The organism is Sphingomonas degradans (assembly GCF_053502645.1).
Map to the genome: position 1 here is coordinate 3,159,169 of NZ_CP177172.1, position 19,550 is coordinate 3,178,718.

Consider the following 19,550-nt stretch of genomic DNA (forward strand, 5'->3'; position numbering starts at 1 on the left):
TTTCTCGATCGGGGATGTTGATGCGTTTCGTTGCCGCTCTGGCCACCATGGCTGCCATGTTTGTCGCCGCCCCCGCTGTCGCCCAGAAGGCAAAGCCCGAGATTCAGCCGCTCAAGGGCGTCGCTGCGGGCGAGGAAGCGATCGTGCCGGTAAAGGTTGCAGCCGATCCGGAGAACACCTGGGTCCTCGATCTCAGCACCGGCGGGCGCGTCACCATTCGCCTGCGCCCCGATGTCGCGCCCAAGATGGTCGAGCAGGTCAAGACGCTCACGCGCCGCAAATTCTATGACGGGCTGGCGTTTCACCGCGTGATCGACGGTGGCGAGAACATGGCGCAGGGCGGCGATCCCAAGGGCAACGGCACCGGCGGTTCGGACCTGCCCAACGTGCCGGCCGAATTCAACAACCTGCCGCATGTGCGCGGCGCGGTATCCGCCGCGCGCGCGACCGACCCGAACAGCGCGAACAGCCAGTTCTTCATCATGTTCGGCCCGCGCCTGGGCTTCGACCACGACTATACCGTGTTCGGTCGCGTCGTGGACGGGATGCAGTGGGTGGACAAGATCGAACGCGGCGAGCCGCCCGCATACCCCACGCGCATCATCCACGCCTATGTCGCCGCCGACAATCCCCCGCCCTATGCGCCCGCGCCCGTCGCCGTGCCCGGCCTGCCCGAGGGTGAGAAGAAAGTGACGCTGCCCCAATAAGGCGGCGTCGACTCGAACCGTGAACGTCGACCTTTTCGATTTCGAACTACCGGCGGAGCGGATCGCGCTGCGTCCGGCGGAGCCCCGCGATTCTGCCCGCCTGCTGGTGCTGGACGGCGACGCGACGCGCGACGCGCATGTCGGCGACTTGCCGGCGATGCTGCGCGCGGGCGACCTGCTGGTGTTCAACGACACGCGCGTAATCCCCGCCCAGCTCGACGGGATGCGCGGCAATGCCCGGATCGGCGCGACGCTCCACAAGCGCGAAGGGCCCCGCCGCTGGCGCGCCTTTGTCCGCAACGGCCGGCGCCTTGCGGAAGGCGACACGATAGATTTCGGCCGGGACGTGACTGCCACGGCCTCCGACCGGGGCGAGGATGGCAGCTTCGCGCTGGAATTTGGCGGCGACGAGCCGGTCGAGCTGCTGCTCGAACGCTGCGGGCGTATGCCGCTGCCCCCCTATATCGCCTCGAAGCGGCCCACCGACGCGCGCGACGCCGACGATTACCAGACGATGTTCGCCGCCGAACCCGGCGCGGTCGCCGCCCCCACCGCCGCGCTGCACTTCACGCCCGCGCTGATCGCCGCGCTCGACGCCGCCGGGATCGGCCACGCCACGCTGACGCTGCATGTCGGCGCGGGCACCTTCCTGCCGGTCAAGGCCAGCGACACGACCGACCACAAGATGCACGCCGAATGGGGCCGCATCGACCAGCCGACCGCAGACCGCCTCAACGCCGTCCGCGCCGCCGGGGGCCGCGTGATCGCCGTCGGCACCACCAGCCTGCGCCTGATCGAAAGCGCCACGGGGGAGGACGATGTGATCCGCCCGTTCGAAGGCGACACGTCGATCTTCATCACCCCCGGCTATCGATTCAAGGGCATCGACGGGCTGGTCACCAACTTCCACTTGCCGCGCTCGACGCTGTTCATGCTGGTATCGGCGCTGATGGGGCTGGATCGGATGCAGGCGGCCTATGCCCATGCGATCGCGGGGGGCTATCGCTTCTACAGTTACGGGGATGCGTCGCTGTTGCTGCGGTGAGCGGACAAACCCCCTTCACCGTCCCGCCCGCTGCGTCCATGGTGCGGCGCACACCACCCGGTGGAAGGACCCTGATGCGCCCGTTTTTGTTGCTCGCCGCCTTCGTCTCCACGCCCGCGCTCGCCCAGACCACGCCGCCGCCCGCTACCCCCGCGATCACCGTGGTCGCCCCGCGCGCGCCGCAGCCGGCGGCGAACCTGATCGTCGAGCCGGTGGGGATGATGATCGCGGCGTTCGATGCGGACGGCGACGGGCGAGTCACGCGGGCGGAGTTCGATGCCGGGCTGCGCCGCAGCTTCGATGCGATCGATACGGGGCGCAAGGGCGCACTCGGCTATATTGCCTTTTCCGACTGGGCGGAGCGATGGCTGGGGGATCGCAACGCCCTGCCCAGCGCGTTCGAAGTCGATCGTGACGGCGACAACCGCATCACCTTTGCCGAACTCGCCGAGCGATTCGACATGTTCTTCACCCGCTTCGATGCCGACAAGGACGGCGTGATCGTCCGCAGCGAGCTGGTGACGCTGCGCCCGCCGCCCTATGTGCCGGGCAAGAAGCGGCGCGGCAACTGATGTCCTAGCATCACATGCCCCAGCCCCGCTAAGCAGACGCCCATGTCCGCGCACCACGACCACAGCCATGCCCATGGCCACAGCCACGCCCCCGCCGATTTCGGTCGCGCCTTTGCGATCGGAACCGCACTGAACCTGGCGTTCGTCGTCGTCGAAGGGGGCGCCGGGCTGTGGCTCGATTCGGTCGCGCTGCTCGCCGACGCGGGGCATAACCTGTCCGACGTGCTGGGGCTGCTCGTCGCCTGGGCGGGCGCGGAACTGGCCAAGCGGCCTGCGTCGCCACGCTTCACTTATGGGCTGCGCGGCAGTTCGATCCTCGCGGCGTTGGCCAATGCCGTGTTGCTGCTGGTCGCGGTCGGCGCGATCGCGCTGGAGGCGGCACAGCGTTTCGCCGATCCGTCCCCGGTCGAGGCGGGGCCGGTGATGCTCGTCGCCGGCATCGGCATCGTCGTCAATCTCGGCACTGCACTGCTCTTCGCGCGCGGGCGCCACGGCGACATCAACGTCCGGGGCGCCTATCTCCACATGGCCGCCGACGCCGCCGTGTCGCTGGGCGTGGTGATTGCAGCGGGGCTGATCCTCGTGACCGGCGCAAGCTGGATCGATCCTGCGGTCAGCCTGCTGATCGTCACGGTCATCCTGTGGAGCACCTGGGGGCTGTTGCGGGATTCGGTGGTGATGGCGCTCCAGGCAGTGCCGCAGGGCATCGACGCCGCGGCCGTCCAGCGCGCGCTGGCGGCGCTGCCCGGCGTCACCCGCGTGCATGATCTCCACATCTGGCCGATGAGCACCACCGAAACCGCGCTGACCGCGCATCTGGTGATCCCGGGCGGCCATCCCGGCGACGCGTTCCTGTCCGACCTCCAGCACCGGCTGGCGCACGACTATCGGATCGACCATACCACCGTGCAGATCGAGCTTGGGGATGGGCCGGAATGCGGGCTGCACGGGAATCACGCGCATGACTGATGCCGCAGCCGGGACGCGGGGCGAGCCGATCCGGCTGGTTATTTTCGATTTCGACGGCACGCTGTCCGACAGCGGTGACTGGTTCCTGTCGGTGGTGGACGAACTTGCGGCGCGTTTCCGGTTTCGCAGCGTGCAGCCGGACGAGGTCGAGATGCTGCGCCACCGCAGCTCGCGCGAAGTGATCCAGTTCCTGGGGATTCCGCGCTGGAAACTCCCGCTGATCGCCCGCTATCTCCGCCGCCTGATCGGCCGCAACGCGCACCAGATCGAGCTGTTTCCCGGCACGCCCGACCTGTTGGAGCAACTGACCGACAGCGGCATCCGCCTCGCGCTGGTTACGTCCAATTCCGAGGAGAATGCGCGCAAGATCCTCGGCCCCCAGCATGCGGCGCGTATCGAATGCTATGCATGCGGATCGTCGCTGTTCGGCAAGGCGCCCAAATTCCGCCGCGTGCTCAAGCAGATGCGCGTGTCACCCGCCCACACGCTCGCGATCGGCGACGAGACCCGCGACGTGGATGCCGCGCGCGAAGTGGGAATGCGTGCCGGCTCGGTGCTGTGGGGCTATGCCAGCGAAGAGGCACTGAGCGTGCTGCGCCCCGACGCCAAGTTCCGCACGCCACAGGACATATTGGAATACGTCGCCGCGCATCGCTGACGGCCAATCAGTCCAGGTGCACCGCGAGCCATATGGTCGCGCGGTCGCTCGCGGTCCACGCGACCCAATGTTTGCGACCCCGCTCGATCCACAGATGGTCGCCGGGCTTCAGCGTGACCACGTCCGAATCCTCGATACGGATGCCCGCCGCGCCTTCGACCAGCAGCACCCATTCGTCGCTGTCCTGCACCATCGGCGCGTCCTCCGGCGTGGACTGCCCCCGCGACACGATCCGCTCGATCCGCACGCCCGGCCGCGCGAGCAATTCGGTGAACGCCTCGGCGTGCGTCGCGGTCGGCAAGGGTGCCAGCAAGTTCGCGACTGCCACCTTCGCCCGCAGCGCATCGTCCCGTTCGTTCAAAACCCGCTCTCCCTCGACTCACGCGCCGCAAGACGGCAAGGGACCGTCCCCATGACAACGTCCCTTCCCCGCTTCCAGTTCACCATACGCGCCACCGACGGCAAGGCCCGGCTGGGCACCATCGCGATGCAGCGCGGCGAAATCCGCACGCCCGCCTTCATGCCCGTGGGCACCGCCGCCACCGTGAAGGCGATGAAGCCGCAGGACGTGCGCGCGACCGGCGCCGACATCCTGCTCGGCAATACCTATCACCTCATGCTGCGCCCCGGCGCCGAGCGTGTCCACCGGCTGGGCGGACTGCACGGCTTCATGGGCTGGGATCGCCCTATCCTGACCGACTCGGGCGGCTATCAGGTGATGAGCCTGTCCGAACTGACCAAGCGTTCGGAAGAGGGCGTGGCGTTCAAGTCGCATCTCGACGGGTCGAAGCATCTGCTCAGCCCCGAACGCTCGATGGAGATCCAGCGGCTGCTCGGCTCGGACATCGTCATGGCGTTCGACGAGCTGGTCCCCACCACTTCGACGCGCGACGTGCAGGCCCGGGCAATGGAGCGTTCGATGCGCTGGGCCCGCCGCAGCCGCGAAGGGTTCGATTCGGGCGGCGATCATGCCGCACGCGCGGCGCTGTTCGGCATCCAGCAGGGCGCGCTCGACCAGGATCTGCGCAAGGCGAGCGCCGACGCGCTGAAAGACATCGGCTTCGACGGCTATGCCGTCGGCGGCCTCGCAGTGGGCGAGGGACAGGAGGCGATGTTCGGCGTGCTCGATTACGCGCCCGGCCAGCTCGACGCGGCAAAGCCGCGCTATCTGATGGGCGTCGGCAAGCCCGACGACATCGTCGGCGCGGTCGAGCGCGGCATCGACATGTTCGATTGCGTGCTGCCGACCCGATCGGGCCGCACCGGACAGGCATTCACGCGGACCGGCCCGATCAACATCCGCAACGCGAAGTTCGCCGAGGACCAGGGGCCGCTCGATCCCGAATGCGGCTGTCCCACCTGCGCCACCTGGACGCGCGCCTATTGCCACCATCTGGTCCGCGCGGGCGAGATTCTGGGGGCGATGCTGATGACCGAGCATAATCTGTGGTTTTATCAGGCGCTGATGGCCGATCTGCGCGCCGCGATCGGCGAAGGGCGCCTGACCGCCTTCGCCAACGATTTCCGCGCGCGCTACAGCCCGACAAAATTACCTTAACCATCAAGTGTTTCGCCGTGGGACGCGGCGAAATCCGGGGGCGCGGGCACGGGCGCCAGCGGCTATAGGCAGCGCCAGCGGGGCATGGGGCCACGCGGGGATTCGGCATTGTTCTGGCGGCGGTTCACTCGGATGCAGGTGCGCGGACTGGCGGCGGCTCTGGTCCTTTCGCTGGTCGGCGCCGGCTTCTCGGCACAGGCGCTGAGCCCTGTCCCGACCGCGCCGGTCTCCGCACCCGCAGCCACCGGTTATGAGGCGGAGGACCATTTCCCGGGCGCCGCCTATTACACCGCAATCGCCGACGACAGCGCCGCGTCCGCCGGCAGCACCGGCACGGCCGCGCTGCCCGACATGCCGGTGCCTGCCGCCGACACAATCCACAGCTCGATCCAGCCCGCCGCCCCGTTCCGCCTCGCGGGCAGCGCAACCGACAAGGCGCGCGCGCTCCAGTGCCTGACCACGGCGATCTATTACGAGGCGGCGAACGAACCCGATGACGGCCAGCGCGCCGTGGCACAGGTCGTGCTCAATCGCGTGCGCCACCCCGCCTTCCCGGCCAGCGTGTGCGGCGTGGTGTTCCAGGGATCGGAGCGTCAGGGATGCCAGTTCAGCTTCACCTGCAACGGTGCGATGGCCCGGGGCCAGCCCGCGCGCGGGCCGTGGCTGCGCGCCGCCCGCGTCGCCGCCAGCGCGCTCAGCGGCGCCGTGTTCGCGCCCGTGGGCATGGCGACGCATTACCATACCTATGCCGTCACCCCGGCGTGGAACCGGGGGCTGGTGATGACTGGCGCGTTCGGCGCGCATTTCTTCCACCGCTGGAAAGGATGGTGGGGCACCGCCGCCGCTTTCCGCCAGCCCTATCTGGGCCATGAGCCGCTGCCGGCACCGCATGTCCCCGAGACTCTCACGCCGCCCGTGGCGGTAGCGACCACGGCAGGCACGCCCGCCCCCGCCGTACAGCCTCCTGCGCATGTCGAGAGCGGCGCGCCGCTGGCCGCCTATGCCCGGCCCGCCGACCCCGACTCGCAAATCCTCGACAAGTGGAAGGACAGCGGCAAGCCGCTGCGCTGACGCCCATGGCAAAAGGCCCGGCCATCGCTGGCCGAGCCCCTTGGCTTCGCAGCCGCGCCGATCAGCGGCGGTAATGGTTGCGGTCGTGCTTCTCGATCCGGATCCGCGCCGACAGCGCGTCGAAGCGGCGGTCGAGGTCGCGGCGCTCGGCCAGCGTCAGTCCCGGACGGCTGGCGCGATAGCGCGCCTCGAGCCGGACCAGCGAACGATATTCGTTGCGCAGGCGCGTCGCCTCGCTGCGCGTCAGCGCGCCCGAACGGATGCCCTGGTTGATCCGGGCCTCAAGCCGCGCCTGGCGCGCGTTGATGTTCTGCCAACCCGCCTGATAGCTGTAGGGCGCCGGCGCCGGGGCGGCGATCGCGGCGGCCGGAACGGCGGCGATGGCAATGCCGAGACCGGCGAGCATCAGCGAAAATTTCTGCATCGTACTTCTCCTCTACGAACCCGACCACCGCAGTGGTCGAGAAGAGGTATCGGTCGCGCCTGTCGCAACGCTGTGCCGCGCTTCGTGGTTTTTTGTCGCCATCTGTCGCATCGCGGACAGCTTCGTTCAGGTTCGCGCCTTCAGGCGGGCTCGAGCAGCCGTTCGGCCTGCGCCCGCGCCTCGTCGGTGATTTCGGCGCCCGACAGCATCCGCGCGATTTCCTCGCGCCGCTGGGCAGGGTTCAGCGGCGTCACCCCGGTGCGGGTGACGATGCCGTCATGGCGCTTGGCGATCAACAGATGCGCCGCACCCCGCGCCGCGACCTGCGGGCTGTGCGTCACGACCAGCAGCTGGGCCGTGCCCGCCAGCCGGGCCAGCCGCTCGCCGATCGCGCTTGCCACGGCGCCGCCGACGCCGCGATCGATTTCGTCGAAGATCAGCGTGCCCGCGCCGCCCTCTTCCGCCAGCGCGACTTTCATCGCCAGGATGAAGCGCGACAATTCGCCACCCGACGCGATCTTGATCAGCGGCGCGAAGGGTGCGCCGGGATTGGTGGACACCAGAAACTCGACCCGGTCCATACCGCTCGGGCTCCACTGCGCCTCGTCCAGCGGCTCCACCACGGTGCGGAAGCGCGCGGCGTCCAGCTTGAGCGGCTTTAACTCGCTCTCCACCGCCAAATCGAGCCGCGTCGCCGCCGCCTGCCGTGCCGCCGACAATGCCTGCGCGGCGTCGCGATAGGCGCGGTGCGCGGTTTCGACCGCCAGTTCCAGCGCCGCAATGCCAGCCCCGCCCTGCTCCACACGGGCCAGCCGCGCCTCCAGCGTCTCGAACAATTCGGGCAGGTCGTCCGGCTGTATCCGGTGCTTGCGCGCGACGGCGCGCAGCTCGAACAGCCGCGTCTCGTCCGCTTCCAGCGCGGCGGGATCGAAAGCGAGCGCGTCGGCGGCGCTGTCGATCGCGCTTTGCGTCGCGTCCGCCTCGATCAGCGCGCGATCGATCGCCGCCAACGCTTCCTCCAGCGCCGCATGCTGGTCGGCAATCCGCTCCAGGATGCGCGCGGCCTGGCGCAACGCGCTCAGCCCGCCCTCGGAGCCTTCGAGCAATTCGGTGATCGCCTGCAATTCGCCCGCGACCTTCTCGCCGCGCTGCATCGTCGCGCGACGCTCGGCAAGCTCGGCCTCTTCGCCCGGCGCCGGCGCCAGCGCGCGCAGTTCGGCGACGGCGTGTTCCAGCCATTCGCGGTCCCGCTCGGCGGCGTCCTGTTCGGCGCGGGCGACTGCCAGCGCATCCTCCGCCTCTCGCCAGGCCCGGTGCGCAATCGCCACTTGCCCCGAATCGAGCCGGGCAAAGGCATCGAGCAGCACCCGATGCCCGCGCGGGTTCAACAGTCCGCGATCGTCATGCTGGCCATGGATTTCCACTAGATGCGGCGCCAGTTCGCGCAACAGTCCAGCCGATGCGGGCTGGTCGTTCACGAACGCCCGGCTGCCGCCATCGGCCTTGACGATGCGCCGGATCAGCAACGGCTCGCCCGGCTCCAGCGACAGCCCGTTCTGCGCCATCGCATTGGCGATCTGACTGTCGGGCGCGGGAGTCTCAAACGTCGCGGTCACCACCGCCTGTGCCGCGCCCTGCCGCACCAGCCCGGATTCGCCGCGCGCGCCCAGCGCCAGACCCAATGCGTCGAGCAGGATCGACTTGCCCGCCCCGGTCTCGCCGGTCAGCACGCCCAGCCCGGCCCCGAACTCCAGGTCCAGCGCCTCGATCAGCACCACGTCGCGAATGGACAGCCCAGTCAGCATCGGCGCGCCTTATGACAGGAACAGAGGAGGAACGAAAGCCCCTTCCGCGCGACGCGCTCAGCCCGCCGGCGTCGCCACGATCGCGTGTGCCTTTTGCAGCTTGTCCTTGTTGTCCTGCATCAGTTCGTAGGCATGCTTGTACCAGTCCGTGCCCGGATAGTTGGCGCCCAGCACGGCCGCCGCCTTTTCCGCCTCGATCGGCACGCCCAGCGCCAGATACGCCTCGGTCAGCCGCATCAGCGCTTCGGGGACGTGCGTGGTCATCTGGTAATTGTCGATGACGGTGCGGAAACGCATCGTCGCCGCCAGCCACTGGCCGCGCGTTTCATAGAAGCGCCCGACTTCCATTTCCTTGCCGGCCAGATGGTCGCGGACAAGGTCCATCTTCAGCCGCGCGTCGGCGGCGTATTTGGTGTTCGGATACCGACGAGTCAGTTCGCCGAGCGAATCGAGTGCCTGCTGGGTGATCTTCTGGTCGCGGGTGACGTCGGAGATCTGCTCGTAATAGCTGATGCCGATCAGGTAATAGGCATAGGAAGCATCGCGATTGCCCGGGTGCACCGCCAGGAAGCGCTGCGCCGACGCGATCGATTCGGCATAGTCGCCGTTGAGATAATAGCTGAACGCCCCCATCAGCTGCGCGCGGCGCGCCCATACCGAATAGGGATGCTGCCGCTCGACTTCGTCGAACAGCGCGGCGGCCAGCTTGTACTGGTGCTGGTCCAGCCGCTGCTTGGCGGCGGAATACAGCGTGCCGACGTCGCGCGCGACATAGGGCAGGTCCCCCTTGGCGCCCTTCCTGGCGCAACCGGTGATGGAAAAAGCAAGCACCGGAAGGAGCGCGAGCGCGAAGACGCGGGGCAATGGAGTACGCATGGGCAGGGGTCTTAGCCGAGCCGCATGGCTTCAAACAATCCTTTTCGCGGCGGCTTTGTGGCCGGGGCGAACAAGGATCGCAGACAAGCGCGGCGCGTTGCGCTAGGGGGTTCGCCATCCACCACGGAGAGAATGAGTGACCGCCACGCTTCTGGCAACGCATCGCGTAGAAAAACCCTGGGGCCGCAACACCTTGTGGCCGGGCTTCGCTGACCCGTCACCGAATGGCGACCCGGTCGGCGAGATCTGGTTCCAGACGCCCGGCGACGCGACGCCCGACCTGCTCATCAAATATCTGTTCACTAGCGAGAAGCTGTCGGTCCAGGTCCATCCCGATGACGAACAGGCCCATGCCCGCGGCCTGCCGCGTGGCAAGGACGAATGCTGGATCATCCTGGCGGCCGAACCCGATTCGACGATCGCGCTGGGCACGCACCAGCCCGTCGATTCCGCGACGCTGAAGGCGGCGGCACTCGACGGGTCGATCGAACAGCTGCTCGATTGGAAGCCGGTAAAGGCGGGCGATTTCTTCTACGCCCCCTCGGGCACGGTCCACGCGATCGGCGCGGGCATCACGCTGATCGAAGTCCAGCAGAACAGCGACACCACCTATCGCCTGTACGACTATGGCCGTCCGCGCGAACTCCACCTCGACGACGGCGTTGCCGTGGCGAAGGCCGTTCCGTTCGTCGCGCATCCGATGCCGGGCAAGGTCGCGGACGACCGCACGATCCTGGTCGAAGGGCCGAAATTCGTGCTTGAGCGCTGGGAAGGCGGGCACCGCACGCTGACGCTGCCCGAAGGCGTCACCGGCTGGCTGATCGCCGTCACGGGCGAAGGCGTAGTCGACGGCGTCGCGTTCCGCGCGGGCGAATGCGTCACGCTGCACGGCCATGCCGAACTGCATGCAGAGGCGGGCAGCGACCTGTTGTTCGCCTATCCGGGCACCACGCGCCTCTGATTGCCGCCGGGCCCTCTCCGCGCGGGGAGGGCCTAGCGTCCACTCACAACAATCCGCCGGTCAGGAACAGCCGCAAGCCGCTGATGACCAGCACCAGCAGGTTTAGATTCCGCCCCGAATTGCTGCTCGACATCGCCCCCAGCGCGGCGCCGACCAGCGCAATCGGAAACGCGATCCAGTTTACCAGCGAGATGATCGGGATGATGCCGATCAACGCGAGCACAAGGGCGACGGCGCCGGTCAGAAGCGATAGAATGTTCAACATGACGGCAAGATGGCCCTTCCGAGGTGTGTTGGCAAGATAGCACAGTAATCCGATTCTGTCTCTCGCAACGCCCCGCGCAGGGGCCGCGTTCCCGCCGCGCCGACCGTGCCCAACGCTTCCTTAACCTTCCTGTGCCAGGGATTGCGCACCTTCAGGAGCGTCCGATGGTCCGCAACTTCTTCGTTTTCGTCTTCGTCTTTCTCCCGCTGGCGCTTGCGGGATGCCGCGCCGACGATGGCCAGGCAGCAAACGATGCGGCGGCGGTCAACATCCTCGACCCCCAGCTTGCCGGCGCGCTCCAGGACCAGATCATGGTCGATCCGCAGCTGGGCCAGCAGGCCAACAGCGACGCGATCCGCCCGGCGAACCAGCCCTATTCGGGCGCCGTCCCGAACGACGCGGTCGCCGCAAACACCGACAAGTTCGATACGACCGGGCTTATGAAGACCCCCGCCCCGACCGTCGCCGGCAAGGATTGCGCCCAATGCGCCGCCGCGCGCGAAAGCGTGACGCTGGGCGGGCTGGCGCAGCGGCAAAAGGGCGGCAACACCAGCCAGTGTGCCGCATCGCTCACCTATTCGGCCAGCTGGGCGCAGCGGCTGCCCGCCGATCTCCCGCTCTTCCCCCAGGCGCGCGTGACCGAGGCCGCCGGGACAGAAGCCGGCAAATGCGCGCTGCGCGTCGTCAGCTTCTCATCGCCGCAGCCGATGCAGACGATGCTCGATTGGTATTACACCCGGGCCGTAAAGGCCGGCTACACCGCCGAACACCAGATCGACGGCAAGGAGCATATCCTGGGCGGCACCCGCGCCCGCGACGACGGCGCCTATGTCCTGTTCCTCACCAATCGGCCCGATGGCGGCACCGACATCGACATGGTCGTCAACCACGGGGCGTAACCCGGAGGTTTCCCTCGGCGCCATTCCGCGCTAACCGCGGGATTATGCCTTCTCTATTTCTAGTCATGCTCGGCGGCGCAGTGGGCAGCGGCGCGCGATACCTTGTCGGTACCGGCGCGACGGCACTGTTCGGCCCGGGCTTCCCCTGGGGCACGCTGGCGGTCAACCTGATCGGCGGACTGCTGATGGGCGTGCTGGTCGGCACGCTGGCGCGGATCGGGCAAGGCACCGATACGCTGCGGCTGCTGCTCGCCATCGGCGTGCTCGGCGGCTTCACCACCTTTTCCAGTTTTTCGCTCGACACGATGTCGATGCTCCAGCGCGGCGACTGGCCGACCGCGCTCGGCTATATCCTTGCCTCGGTCATCGGGTCCATCGCCGCATTGGCGCTGGGACTCCAGTTTGTGAAAGCCGTGGCATGAGCGCCGAAAACGAAGTCCGCCAGTTCATCGTCGGAGCCGACGACGACGGCATCCGCCTGGATCGCTGGTTCAAACGCCATATGGAGGATGTCAGCTTCAACCTGGTATCGCGCTGGGCGCGTACCGGGCAATTGCGCGTCGATGGCGCCCGCGCCGCACCGGGCGACCGCGTGACGCAGGGGCAGACGATCCGCGTGCCCCCCGCCGAACAGCCCAAGCCCGACGTCGCCGGCAAGCCCAAGATCCAGCGCAACCCGCTGAGCGAGGACCAGACCAGCTTCATCCGCGAAATGGTGATCCACAAGGATGCCCAGGCGATCGTGCTCAACAAGCCGCCGGGCCTGGCGACGCAGGGCGGCACCAAGACGCACGAGCATGTCGACGGCCTGCTCGACGGAATCCAGTTCGACCTGGAGGGGCGGCCCAAGCTGGTCCACCGACTCGACAAGGACACGTCGGGCGCGCTGCTGATCGCGCGCACCTCGCGCGCCGCCGCGTTCTTCGCCAAATCGTTCTCGGGCCGCACCGCGCGCAAGATCTATTGGGCGCTGGTGATGGGCGTGCCGGAGATCGAGGACGGCTTTATCGACCTGCCCCTCGCCAAGCAGCCGGGCACCGGCGGCGAGAAGATGCATGTCGACATGAAGGAAGGCGCCCCCAGCCGCACCCGTTATCGCGTGATCGAACAGGCGGGCAATCGCGCCGCCTGGGTCGAGCTGCAACCGTTCACCGGCCGCACCCACCAGCTGCGCGTCCATATGGCGGCGATCGGCCACCCGATCGTCGGCGACGGCAAATACGGGCTGCAGGAGGCATTCCTGACCGGCGGGATCAGCCGCAAGATGCACCTGCACGCGCGCCGCATCCGCATCGACCATCCCGATGGCGGCAAGATCGACGTGACCGCCGAACTGCCCAGCCACTTCGCCGAATCGATGAAGACGCTGGGGTTCGAGGAGCATCTGGGCGAGATCGAGCTGCTCGACGGGCGGCCCCCGCCCTCGCGCGAACAGAAAAAGGCGATGGGCCGCGCCCATGCCAAGTCGATGCGCAAGGAACGCCGCGGCGAGCGCGGTCGTCGTCGCGGCGAATGAGGCGCGGCGTGTTCCGGGCGGCGGCGCTGCTGCTGCCCCTGCTCGCGGCGGCATGCGGCGGGATCGAGGGCGAAGACTGGATACTGGTCGAGGCGCGCTCGCCCGATCGCACGCATGTCGCGCGCCTGTGGTGCGAGCAGGAATGCGACGTCGCCGGGCGGCTGACGCTGACGATTTCGCCTGCGTCGCGCCACATCGCGCTCAATCCGTCGGAAGTGCCGGACTTCCCCGCCGAAGGGCGGGTGCCCGATCAGGACGTGCGCGCGACCTTCGCCATCGCGCAGGTCCGCACCAAGGCCGAACCCGACGGCGCGGAGGCGCAATTGCGCTGGCGCGATGCCCGGACGGTGGAAGTCCTCGCGCCCTGCCCCGACCGGACGGTTACGGGCGCGCCCGCGGCAGACGGCATCGGCTTCGTCGTCCGCCCGCGCCCCGACGCCCCCTGCCCCACCGACGCGCCACGATGAACCGCCTCGCGCTGTTCGACTGCGACGGCACGCTGGTGGACAGCCAGGCCAATATCTGCCGCGCGATGGAGGAATGCTTCGTCGCCGCGCGGCTGGAGCCGCCGGGGCGCGATGCGATCCGCAGCATCGTCGGCCTCAGCCTGGTTCCCGCCATCGCGCAGTTGCTGCCCGATGCCGACCCTGCGCTGCACGCCAGCATGGCGGAGGGATACAAGCAGGCGTTCTGGGCAATGCGCGCCAGCAACGCGCTCGACCCCGAACCGCTGTTCGACGGCGTGCGGGAGGCAATCGACACGCTCGACGCCGCCGGCTGGATGCTGGGCGTCGCGACCGGCAAGTCCGATCGCGGGCTGCACCTGATCCTGGAGCATCATGGGCTTAGCCACCGCTTCGTCACGCGGCAGACCGCCGATCGCCACCCGTCCAAGCCGCATCCCTCGATGGTGGAACTGGCAATGGCGGAAGCGGGCGCCGCGCCGCACACCACGGCAATGATCGGCGACACCAGCTTCGACATGGCGATGGCGGTCAATGCCGGCGCGCATCCCGTGGGTGTTGCATGGGGCTACCACAGCGCGCAGGAACTGTCGGCAGCGGGCGCGACTCACGTCGTGCCGCATGCAAGCGCGCTGGCGGCGCATCTGGAGAGCTTATGACCGACGCGGACCGGCTGGCGATGAAACGCTATTACGCGATCGTCGCGGTGAACCTGCTCGCGACGGCGGGCGCGGTGTTCGGGCTGGTGCTCGCGGGCCGGGCGCAGGCATGGGAACAGACGGTGCTGGGCGGCGCGATCCTGCTGTCGGCGCTGTACATGATGGCCGTGGTACCCCGCGCGATGGCGCGCCGCTGGAAGACGCCGGAGCCGTCGTGAAGCGTTTCTGGAAGGACGTCAGCGTCGAGGAAGCGGGAATCGCGCTGGACGGCAAGCCGGTGCGCACGCCGGGTCGCGTACCCCTGATCCTGCCGACCCCGCAACTGGCGGAGGCAGTGGCGGACGAATGGCGCGGGGTCGGCGATACGCTCGATCCGCGCGCGATGCCGCTGACCGGGCTGGCCAATGCCGCAATCGACCGGATCGGCGCCGATCCCGCCGCCTTTGCCTCCGGCCTCGCCGCCTATGGCGAAAGCGACCTGCTCTATTATCGCGCCGCCGAGCCCGAACCGCTGGTCGCGCGCCAGCAGGCGGCATGGGACCCGCTGCTCGATTGGGCGCGCGGGCGCTACGACGTGCATTTCGAAACGGTCGCCGGTGTGATGCACCGCGCCCAGCCCCCGGCCACCGTCGCGCGGCTGGGCGAAGCAGTCGCCGCGCTCGACCCGTTCCGCCTCGCCGGCCTCTCGCCGCTGGTAACGGTCAGCGGATCGCTGGTCGCGGCGCTGGCGCTGCTGGAGGGCGCGGCGGATGCCGATACGGTGTGGCACGCGGCGCAGGTCGACGAAGCGTGGCAGGAAGAAATGTGGGGCCAGGACGACCTCGCCTCCACCACCCGCGCCGCCCACCGCGCCGATTTCGACGCCGGCGCGCGGTTCCTTTCGCTGCTATAGCGGTTCGTAGCGCGCAACCACGCCGGCCCGGGGCAGCGCCCAGGCGATCACTGCGCCCGCCGCGATCCACGACAGCACGTCGCTGATCCACAGGAACAGGAAATAGCCCAGCGGCATGTGGTTGAAGATCGGCTGGCCCAGATCGGTATAGGCCGTCACCGCCACGGCCACCGCCGCCACGATCTTCAGCCGCCCGGCGAAATCGCGTCCGCCCGCCACCGCGCGGACGGCAAACGCCATCAGCAACGCGCACAGCATCGCCAGCACCAGCCCGCCGATCAGCGCGCCGCTATCGGGAATGGCAAAGCCGCTGGTGTTGAAGAAGATCATCGCCACCGGCCCTTGCCCGTGAAGCTGCGTGCCCGCCGGCGTCCCCGCCCACGGAATCGGATAGGCCCCGGTGCCCAGCGTCCCCAGATTGTCCGCCAGCGCGCGCTGGAGCGCGGCACTCACGGGCTCGTCGGTGCGCGACACGGCGATCCGGCTCAACGGCGTTCCCCAGAACAGGAAGCCGACGATCCACATCGCCACCCCGCCCAGCACGCCGCCCATCAACAGCTTCGCCATATCGCTCTCCCGTGTTCGTCTGCGGGTTAGCGAACCAGCGGACGCCCTATTTGTTCAACCCGCGAATGAAACCGATCAGCCCGGTCTGCCGCGAACGCTTGAGCCGTTCGGCCTTCAGGATCGTGTGCACCGACTGGAAGCACTGCTCGACTTCGTCGTTGACCAGCACATAGTCATAGCCGTCCCAATGGCTCACCTCGGCCGTGGCGCGGGCCATGCGGCGGTCGATGATCTCCATCGAATCGGTGCGCCGGTTGATCAGCCGCTCGCGCAGTTCGGGGAGCGACGGCGGCAGGATGAAGATCCGCACCACATCGCCGCCAGCCAGCTGGAACAGCTGCTGCGCGCCCTGCCAGTCGATGTCGAACAACACGTCGCGCCCGGAGGCGAGGATTTTCTCCACGCCCTCACGCGGGGTGCCATAACGCTGGTCGAACACATGCGCCCATTCGAGGAACTCGTGGTTCGACACCATCTCGCGAAACTTCTCGAGATCGACGAAATGATAGTCCTTGCCGTCCTCTTCGCCGGGGCGGATCGCGCGCGTCGTGTAGGACACCGACATTTCGAGCTGGTCGTCTGCGGCAAGCAACTTGCGCGCGATCGTCGACTTGCCTGCGCCCGATGGCGAGGACAGCACGAACAGCACGCCGCGGCGGCGGAATTTATGGGGATCGTTCTCGGAGCGGTGGGGCATGGGCGCTACTGGCGTGCGACCACCCCCGCCGTCAAGTCACACGGTGCGGTTCGAGCGCCGCTTTCGACGATCGGCGGCATAGCGCCACAGGCCATATCCGCCCGCCAGCAGCAATCCCGGCGTGCCCATCCGGGCGATCATGCGCTGCGCGGCATAGCCCATCACCGCACCCTTAGCACCGCCGCCGCCGTGAGTGCGGCTGACCCGGCTGCCGATCAGCGCGCCGATCAACCCGCGCATCACGCCTGCTCCATCCGCCGCGAAACATAGCGCGCACCATAGGCTGCCGCGCCCAGCACGATCGCCGCGGGCACCACGCGCTTGCCGACTTCCCATACGACGACGCCGACAATGGCACCCATCGTGCCACCCTCGCCGTCCCGCTGGTCGATCTTGCTCCCGATCCACCCTGCGATTGCCTTGCCGATCATGTGATGCTCCCGAAATGGTTCGGGGGATAAGCGGGCGAGCGCGCGAGTTTGTTCCCTTGGCTGCACCCTACGAGTCACCCCGAGTCTGACTCGGGGCTCCGCTTCTTCGGTTCTTCCCCGGCGACACGGTGCCATCTGTGCTTGAAGTGCAAGCCAATCAAGCTGGGCCCTGGGTCAAGCCCTGGGTGACAAGGGCGGAGAACCATCCGAGACCGCCCACCCTGTCACGCGCCACATCCGTCACCCCGACGAAAGTCGGGGTCTCGTCGGGGCCAGGCGGCGACGGTGCTGCCCTACCGCACGAGATCCCGGCCTGCGCCGGGATGACGATGGGAGAGAAGGCCGGCGCCCGCCCCCAGCCCGTCACCCCGGCGAAAGCCGGGGTCTCATCGGGGCCGGGCGGCGACGGTGCAGCGCTACCGCACGAGATCCCGGCTTTCGCTGGGATGACGGGGTGGGGAGACAGCCTTACCGCCCGATCATCTCCTCGGCGCGGACGAACTTGTCGAAGGTGGCTTCGTCCACCAGCCCGAGCGCCAGACCGGACTCCTTGAGCGTCAGGCCCTTTTCGTGCGCGTTCTTCGCGATCTTGGCCGCATTGTCGTATCCGATCGCGGGCGCCAGCGCGGTGACCAGCATCAGCGAGCGGTCGACCAGTTCCTTGATCCGGCCCTCATTCGCCTTCAGCCCGTCGATCGTGCGCTCGGCGAAGCTGGTCATGCCGATCGCCATCAGCTCGATCGAGCGCAGCACGTTCGATCCGATCAGCGGCTTGAACACGTTCAGCTCCATATGGCCCTGCATCCCGCCGACGGTCACCGCGACATGGTTGCCGATCACCTGGCCGGCCACCATCGTCAGCATCTCGCACTGGGTGGGGTTCACCTTGCCCGGCATGATCGAGCTGCCCGGCTCGTTCGCTGGCAGGTCCAGCTCGCCCAGCCCCGAACGCGGGCCGCTGCCCAGCAGGCGGATGTCGTTGGCGATCTTGGTCAGCGACACCGCCAGCGTGTTGAGCGTGCCCGACAGGTTCACCAGCTGGTCCTTGGTCGCCAGCGATTCGAACTTGTTCGGCGCCGTGACGAAGGGAAGCCCCGTGATGTTGGCGATCTCCGCCGCCACGTCCTCGGCATAATGCGGCGGCGAATTGAGGCCCGTGCCCACCGCGGTGCCGCCCAGCGCCAGCTTGAAGATGTCGAGATCGAGCACGCTGGCGAAGCGCGCCTTGGCCGACGCCAGCATCGCGGCATAGCCCGAGAATTCCTGTCCCAGCGTCAGCGGCGTCGCGTCCTGCAAGTGCGTGCGGCCGATCTTGACGATGTGATCCCAGTCCTTCGCCTTCTTGTCGAGCGCGGCGAACAGCCGGTCGAGCGCCGGATACAGCTTCAGCGTGACGCCACGCGCGGCGGCGATGTGCAGCGCCGTGGGGAAGCTGTCGTTCGACGACTGCGCCATGTTGACGTGATCGTTCGGGTGGACGGGCAATTTGCCGCCGCGCTTGCCGGTCAGGATTTCGTTCGCGCGGCCCGCGATGACTTCGTTCACGTTCATGTTGGTCTGGGTGCCGCTGCCAGTCTGCCAGATCACCAGCGGGAACTGGTCGTCGAGCTTGCCGTCGATCACTTCCTGCGCGACCTGATCGATCACCTTGGCGATCTCGGGGTCCAGCCCGTGCTTCACGTTCACGCGCGCCGCGGCCTGCTTCACGATGGCCTGCGCATGGACGATGCCGATCGGCATCCGCTCCTGCGCGCCGAACGGGAAATTCTCGATCGAGCGCTGGGTCTGCGCCGCCCAATAGGCATCGGCGGGAACTTCGATCGCGCCGATCGAGTCGGTTTCGGTACGGGTGTCGGTCATGAAAGCCTCCGGATCGTTTGCGCAGGGCTCTAGGAGCAAAACCCCGGCTTCGCCAAGCCCGGATGCGCGGGCGTGTGCCGCGCCTTGGAAACATTAGGAAACTTGCCCTGTCCGCCACCGTCCCTAGATCGGAGGGTGCCGACACCCGTCCCGTCGGCGCGCCACCGGCCGCAAAAGGCCGGGGCTTTCCGCAGGAGACGAACCATGATCCTATCGCTTGCCGCCGGGCTGTTGCTCGGCACCACCGCCACCCTGCCCCCGCGCGAAATCGAACACCAGGTCCGCCTGGATCACGCCACCGGCCCGGTCGATGCCCGCTATCGCAGCCGCATCGCGGTCAGCCATCGCCAGATCGGCAGCGTCGCCCCCGCTGGCCAGCCCTCGACACTGCGCTGCGCCTGGCGCGCGGACCTGCATGTCGATCGCGAGGCGCTGCACCCGTCGGGCACCACGCTCCAGGCGTCGCTGCGCCGCGATGCCGTGGCACAGGGCAGCCGCGCCGGCTGGTGCGCCACCCAGCGCGCGGCGATCGCCGAGGAGGTGGCCCGCCGCACCGAGGACGTGCACGGCCATCTGGTCGATGTCGCCCGTGAAGATCACGGCGCACTCACCGACACGCTAGACCGCATGCACCGCAGGACCGGCGGATGATCG

Annotated in this window: 26 protein-coding genes; 16 read left to right on the forward strand and 10 right to left on the reverse strand. The window is 68.2% G+C overall.

The genetic code is table 11. The features are described 5' to 3' along the window. Positions 1-20 precede the first annotated feature (20 nt). From ACG3SL_RS14480 to ACG3SL_RS14500, 5 genes are all read left to right on the forward strand, one after another. Entirely contained in the window at positions 21-707 is a 687-nt protein-coding gene (locus ACG3SL_RS14480; protein WP_448661878.1) for a peptidylprolyl isomerase, read from the forward strand. 19 nt (positions 708-726) lie between these two features. Then, positions 727-1,752 (forward strand): tRNA preQ1(34) S-adenosylmethionine ribosyltransferase-isomerase QueA, encoded by a 1,026-nt coding sequence (gene queA, locus ACG3SL_RS14485; protein ID WP_448661879.1) that lies wholly within the window; start codon positions 727-729, stop codon positions 1,750-1,752. 74 nt (positions 1,753-1,826) lie between these two features. Next, positions 1,827-2,324 carry an EF-hand domain-containing protein gene (locus ACG3SL_RS14490; RefSeq protein ID WP_448661880.1) on the forward strand — a complete coding sequence of 166 codons (498 nt, stop codon included), beginning with the start codon at positions 1,827-1,829 and terminating at the stop codon, positions 2,322-2,324. Between the two features lie 42 nt (positions 2,325-2,366). Beyond that, positions 2,367-3,293: a cation diffusion facilitator family transporter gene (locus tag ACG3SL_RS14495; protein WP_448661881.1), complete on the forward strand. Its 927-nt coding sequence runs from the start codon at positions 2,367-2,369 to the stop codon at positions 3,291-3,293. Beyond that, entirely contained in the window at positions 3,286-3,951 is a 666-nt protein-coding gene (locus tag ACG3SL_RS14500; protein ID WP_448661882.1) for an HAD hydrolase-like protein, read from the forward strand. The genes ACG3SL_RS14495 and ACG3SL_RS14500 overlap by 8 nt, the downstream gene beginning before the upstream one ends. A gap of 7 nt (positions 3,952-3,958) precedes the next feature. Here ACG3SL_RS14500 and ACG3SL_RS14505 read toward each other — a convergent pair whose 3' ends face one another. Further along, positions 3,959-4,312 (reverse strand): cupin domain-containing protein, encoded by a 354-nt coding sequence (locus tag ACG3SL_RS14505; protein ID WP_448661883.1) that lies wholly within the window; start codon positions 4,310-4,312, stop codon positions 3,959-3,961. A 51-nt stretch (positions 4,313-4,363) separates the two neighbouring features. Between ACG3SL_RS14505 and tgt the strand changes: the two genes are divergently transcribed. Then, positions 4,364-5,509, forward strand: a complete 1,146-nt coding sequence (gene tgt, locus ACG3SL_RS14510; protein WP_448661884.1) for a tRNA guanosine(34) transglycosylase Tgt — start codon at positions 4,364-4,366, stop codon at positions 5,507-5,509. A 108-nt stretch (positions 5,510-5,617) separates the two neighbouring features. Then, positions 5,618-6,580: a cell wall hydrolase gene (locus ACG3SL_RS14515; RefSeq protein WP_448661885.1), complete on the forward strand. Its 963-nt coding sequence runs from the start codon at positions 5,618-5,620 to the stop codon at positions 6,578-6,580. Between the two features lie 61 nt (positions 6,581-6,641). On the opposite strand, the gene ACG3SL_RS14520 is transcribed toward ACG3SL_RS14515, so the two are convergent. The 3 genes from ACG3SL_RS14520 to ACG3SL_RS14530 form a co-directional block, all read right to left on the reverse strand. Then, complete coding sequence (locus ACG3SL_RS14520) at positions 6,642-7,004, reverse strand: hypothetical protein (RefSeq protein ID WP_448661886.1); 363 nt, start codon at positions 7,002-7,004, stop codon at positions 6,642-6,644. 140 nt (positions 7,005-7,144) lie between these two features. Next, entirely contained in the window at positions 7,145-8,809 is a 1,665-nt protein-coding gene (recN, locus tag ACG3SL_RS14525; RefSeq protein WP_448661887.1) for a DNA repair protein RecN, read from the reverse strand. A 57-nt stretch (positions 8,810-8,866) separates the two neighbouring features. Continuing rightward, positions 8,867-9,685, reverse strand: a complete 819-nt coding sequence (locus tag ACG3SL_RS14530) for an outer membrane protein assembly factor BamD (protein ID WP_448661888.1) — start codon at positions 9,683-9,685, stop codon at positions 8,867-8,869. 136 nt (positions 9,686-9,821) lie between these two features. Here ACG3SL_RS14530 and ACG3SL_RS14535 point away from each other — a divergent pair, with 136 nt between their 5' ends. Further along, positions 9,822-10,646: a class I mannose-6-phosphate isomerase gene (locus tag ACG3SL_RS14535; protein WP_448661889.1), complete on the forward strand. Its 825-nt coding sequence runs from the start codon at positions 9,822-9,824 to the stop codon at positions 10,644-10,646. Between the two features lie 43 nt (positions 10,647-10,689). Here the strand turns inward: ACG3SL_RS14535 and ACG3SL_RS14540 are convergent, their stop codons facing one another. Continuing rightward, a complete protein-coding gene (locus tag ACG3SL_RS14540) occupies positions 10,690-10,911 on the reverse strand; it encodes a hypothetical protein (protein WP_448661890.1) in 222 nt (73 codons plus the stop codon). A gap of 164 nt (positions 10,912-11,075) precedes the next feature. Here ACG3SL_RS14540 and ACG3SL_RS14545 point away from each other — a divergent pair, with 164 nt between their 5' ends. From ACG3SL_RS14545 to ACG3SL_RS14575, 7 genes are read left to right on the forward strand one after another with little or no spacing between them, the layout of a single operon-like run. Further along, a complete protein-coding gene (locus tag ACG3SL_RS14545) occupies positions 11,076-11,810 on the forward strand; it encodes a hypothetical protein (protein ID WP_448661891.1) in 735 nt (244 codons plus the stop codon). 44 nt (positions 11,811-11,854) lie between these two features. After that, positions 11,855-12,232 (forward strand): fluoride efflux transporter CrcB, encoded by a 378-nt coding sequence (gene crcB / locus ACG3SL_RS14550; RefSeq protein ID WP_448661892.1) that lies wholly within the window; start codon positions 11,855-11,857, stop codon positions 12,230-12,232. Continuing rightward, positions 12,229-13,326, forward strand: coding sequence for an RluA family pseudouridine synthase (locus tag ACG3SL_RS14555; protein ID WP_448661893.1), 1,098 nt, complete (start codon positions 12,229-12,231; stop codon positions 13,324-13,326). The genes crcB and ACG3SL_RS14555 overlap by 4 nt, the downstream gene beginning before the upstream one ends. Positions 13,327-13,334: 8 nt before the next feature. Further along, positions 13,335-13,793: a hypothetical protein gene (locus tag ACG3SL_RS14560; RefSeq protein WP_448661894.1), complete on the forward strand. Its 459-nt coding sequence runs from the start codon at positions 13,335-13,337 to the stop codon at positions 13,791-13,793. Continuing rightward, the gene (locus tag ACG3SL_RS14565; RefSeq protein ID WP_448661895.1) at positions 13,790-14,449 is read left to right on the forward strand and encodes an HAD-IA family hydrolase; all 660 of its coding nucleotides are present in this window, start codon (positions 13,790-13,792) and stop codon (positions 14,447-14,449) included. Before ACG3SL_RS14560 ends, ACG3SL_RS14565 begins: the two co-directional genes overlap by 4 nt. Beyond that, the gene (locus tag ACG3SL_RS14570) at positions 14,446-14,667 is read left to right on the forward strand and encodes a hypothetical protein (RefSeq protein WP_448661897.1); all 222 of its coding nucleotides are present in this window, start codon (positions 14,446-14,448) and stop codon (positions 14,665-14,667) included. The genes ACG3SL_RS14565 and ACG3SL_RS14570 overlap by 4 nt, the downstream gene beginning before the upstream one ends. Next, positions 14,664-15,341: an ATP12 family chaperone protein gene (locus ACG3SL_RS14575; RefSeq protein WP_448661898.1), complete on the forward strand. Its 678-nt coding sequence runs from the start codon at positions 14,664-14,666 to the stop codon at positions 15,339-15,341. Before ACG3SL_RS14570 ends, ACG3SL_RS14575 begins: the two co-directional genes overlap by 4 nt. Here the strand turns inward: ACG3SL_RS14575 and ACG3SL_RS14580 are convergent. From ACG3SL_RS14580 to fumC, 5 genes are all read right to left on the reverse strand, one after another. Beyond that, positions 15,336-15,908, reverse strand: coding sequence for a hypothetical protein (locus ACG3SL_RS14580; RefSeq protein WP_448661900.1), 573 nt, complete (start codon positions 15,906-15,908; stop codon positions 15,336-15,338). The two genes, ACG3SL_RS14575 and ACG3SL_RS14580, sit on opposite strands and share 6 nt — an antisense overlap. A 46-nt stretch (positions 15,909-15,954) precedes the next feature. Beyond that, entirely contained in the window at positions 15,955-16,605 is a 651-nt protein-coding gene (gene gmk, locus ACG3SL_RS14585) for a guanylate kinase (RefSeq protein ID WP_448661902.1), read from the reverse strand. A gap of 36 nt (positions 16,606-16,641) precedes the next feature. Continuing rightward, on the reverse strand, positions 16,642-16,845 hold the full coding sequence (locus ACG3SL_RS14590) for a hypothetical protein (RefSeq protein ID WP_448661904.1): 204 nt from the start codon (positions 16,843-16,845) through the stop codon (positions 16,642-16,644). Then, positions 16,845-17,036 (reverse strand): hypothetical protein, encoded by a 192-nt coding sequence (locus ACG3SL_RS14595; protein ID WP_448661905.1) that lies wholly within the window; start codon positions 17,034-17,036, stop codon positions 16,845-16,847. The genes ACG3SL_RS14590 and ACG3SL_RS14595 overlap by 1 nt, the downstream gene beginning before the upstream one ends. Before the next feature lie 468 nt (positions 17,037-17,504). Next, positions 17,505-18,896, reverse strand: a complete 1,392-nt coding sequence (fumC, locus tag ACG3SL_RS14600) for a class II fumarate hydratase (RefSeq protein WP_448661906.1) — start codon at positions 18,894-18,896, stop codon at positions 17,505-17,507. 204 nt (positions 18,897-19,100) lie between these two features. Here fumC and ACG3SL_RS14605 point away from each other — a divergent pair, with 204 nt between their 5' ends. Next, the gene (locus tag ACG3SL_RS14605) at positions 19,101-19,547 is read left to right on the forward strand and encodes a hypothetical protein (protein ID WP_448661907.1); all 447 of its coding nucleotides are present in this window, start codon (positions 19,101-19,103) and stop codon (positions 19,545-19,547) included. The last annotated feature ends 3 nt before the right edge of the window (positions 19,548-19,550 follow it).

What these genes read in the sequence shown, in the direction of transcription:
- ACG3SL_RS14605 (WP_448661907.1), top strand. Translation starts at nt 19,101, where the DNA reads ATGATCCTATCGCTTGCCGCCGGGCTGTTGCTCGGCACCACCGCCACC.
- ACG3SL_RS14495 (WP_448661881.1), top strand. Translation starts at nt 2,367, where the DNA reads ATGTCCGCGCACCACGACCACAGCCATGCCCATGGCCACAGCCACGCC.
- ACG3SL_RS14500 (WP_448661882.1), top strand. Translation starts at nt 3,286, where the DNA reads ATGACTGATGCCGCAGCCGGGACGCGGGGCGAGCCGATCCGGCTGGTT.
- ACG3SL_RS14570 (WP_448661897.1), top strand. Translation starts at nt 14,446, where the DNA reads ATGACCGACGCGGACCGGCTGGCGATGAAACGCTATTACGCGATCGTC.
- ACG3SL_RS14540 (WP_448661890.1), bottom strand. Translation starts at nt 10,911, where the DNA reads ATGTTGAACATTCTATCGCTTCTGACCGGCGCCGTCGCCCTTGTGCTC.
- tgt (WP_448661884.1), top strand. Translation starts at nt 4,364, where the DNA reads ATGACAACGTCCCTTCCCCGCTTCCAGTTCACCATACGCGCCACCGAC.
- ACG3SL_RS14490 (WP_448661880.1), top strand. Translation starts at nt 1,827, where the DNA reads ATGCGCCCGTTTTTGTTGCTCGCCGCCTTCGTCTCCACGCCCGCGCTC.
- recN (WP_448661887.1), bottom strand. Translation starts at nt 8,809, where the DNA reads ATGCTGACTGGGCTGTCCATTCGCGACGTGGTGCTGATCGAGGCGCTG.
- ACG3SL_RS14530 (WP_448661888.1), bottom strand. Translation starts at nt 9,685, where the DNA reads ATGCGTACTCCATTGCCCCGCGTCTTCGCGCTCGCGCTCCTTCCGGTG.
- ACG3SL_RS14565 (WP_448661895.1), top strand. Translation starts at nt 13,790, where the DNA reads ATGAACCGCCTCGCGCTGTTCGACTGCGACGGCACGCTGGTGGACAGC.
- ACG3SL_RS14590 (WP_448661904.1), bottom strand. Translation starts at nt 16,845, where the DNA reads ATGCGCGGGTTGATCGGCGCGCTGATCGGCAGCCGGGTCAGCCGCACT.
- ACG3SL_RS14580 (WP_448661900.1), bottom strand. Translation starts at nt 15,908, where the DNA reads ATGGCGAAGCTGTTGATGGGCGGCGTGCTGGGCGGGGTGGCGATGTGG.
- crcB (WP_448661892.1), top strand. Translation starts at nt 11,855, where the DNA reads ATGCCTTCTCTATTTCTAGTCATGCTCGGCGGCGCAGTGGGCAGCGGC.
- ACG3SL_RS14520 (WP_448661886.1), bottom strand. Translation starts at nt 7,004, where the DNA reads ATGCAGAAATTTTCGCTGATGCTCGCCGGTCTCGGCATTGCCATCGCC.
- ACG3SL_RS14480 (WP_448661878.1), top strand. Translation starts at nt 21, where the DNA reads ATGCGTTTCGTTGCCGCTCTGGCCACCATGGCTGCCATGTTTGTCGCC.
- ACG3SL_RS14555 (WP_448661893.1), top strand. Translation starts at nt 12,229, where the DNA reads ATGAGCGCCGAAAACGAAGTCCGCCAGTTCATCGTCGGAGCCGACGAC.
- ACG3SL_RS14595 (WP_448661905.1), bottom strand. Translation starts at nt 17,036, where the DNA reads ATGATCGGCAAGGCAATCGCAGGGTGGATCGGGAGCAAGATCGACCAG.
- ACG3SL_RS14545 (WP_448661891.1), top strand. Translation starts at nt 11,076, where the DNA reads ATGGTCCGCAACTTCTTCGTTTTCGTCTTCGTCTTTCTCCCGCTGGCG.
- fumC (WP_448661906.1), bottom strand. Translation starts at nt 18,896, where the DNA reads ATGACCGACACCCGTACCGAAACCGACTCGATCGGCGCGATCGAAGTT.
- gmk (WP_448661902.1), bottom strand. Translation starts at nt 16,605, where the DNA reads ATGCCCCACCGCTCCGAGAACGATCCCCATAAATTCCGCCGCCGCGGC.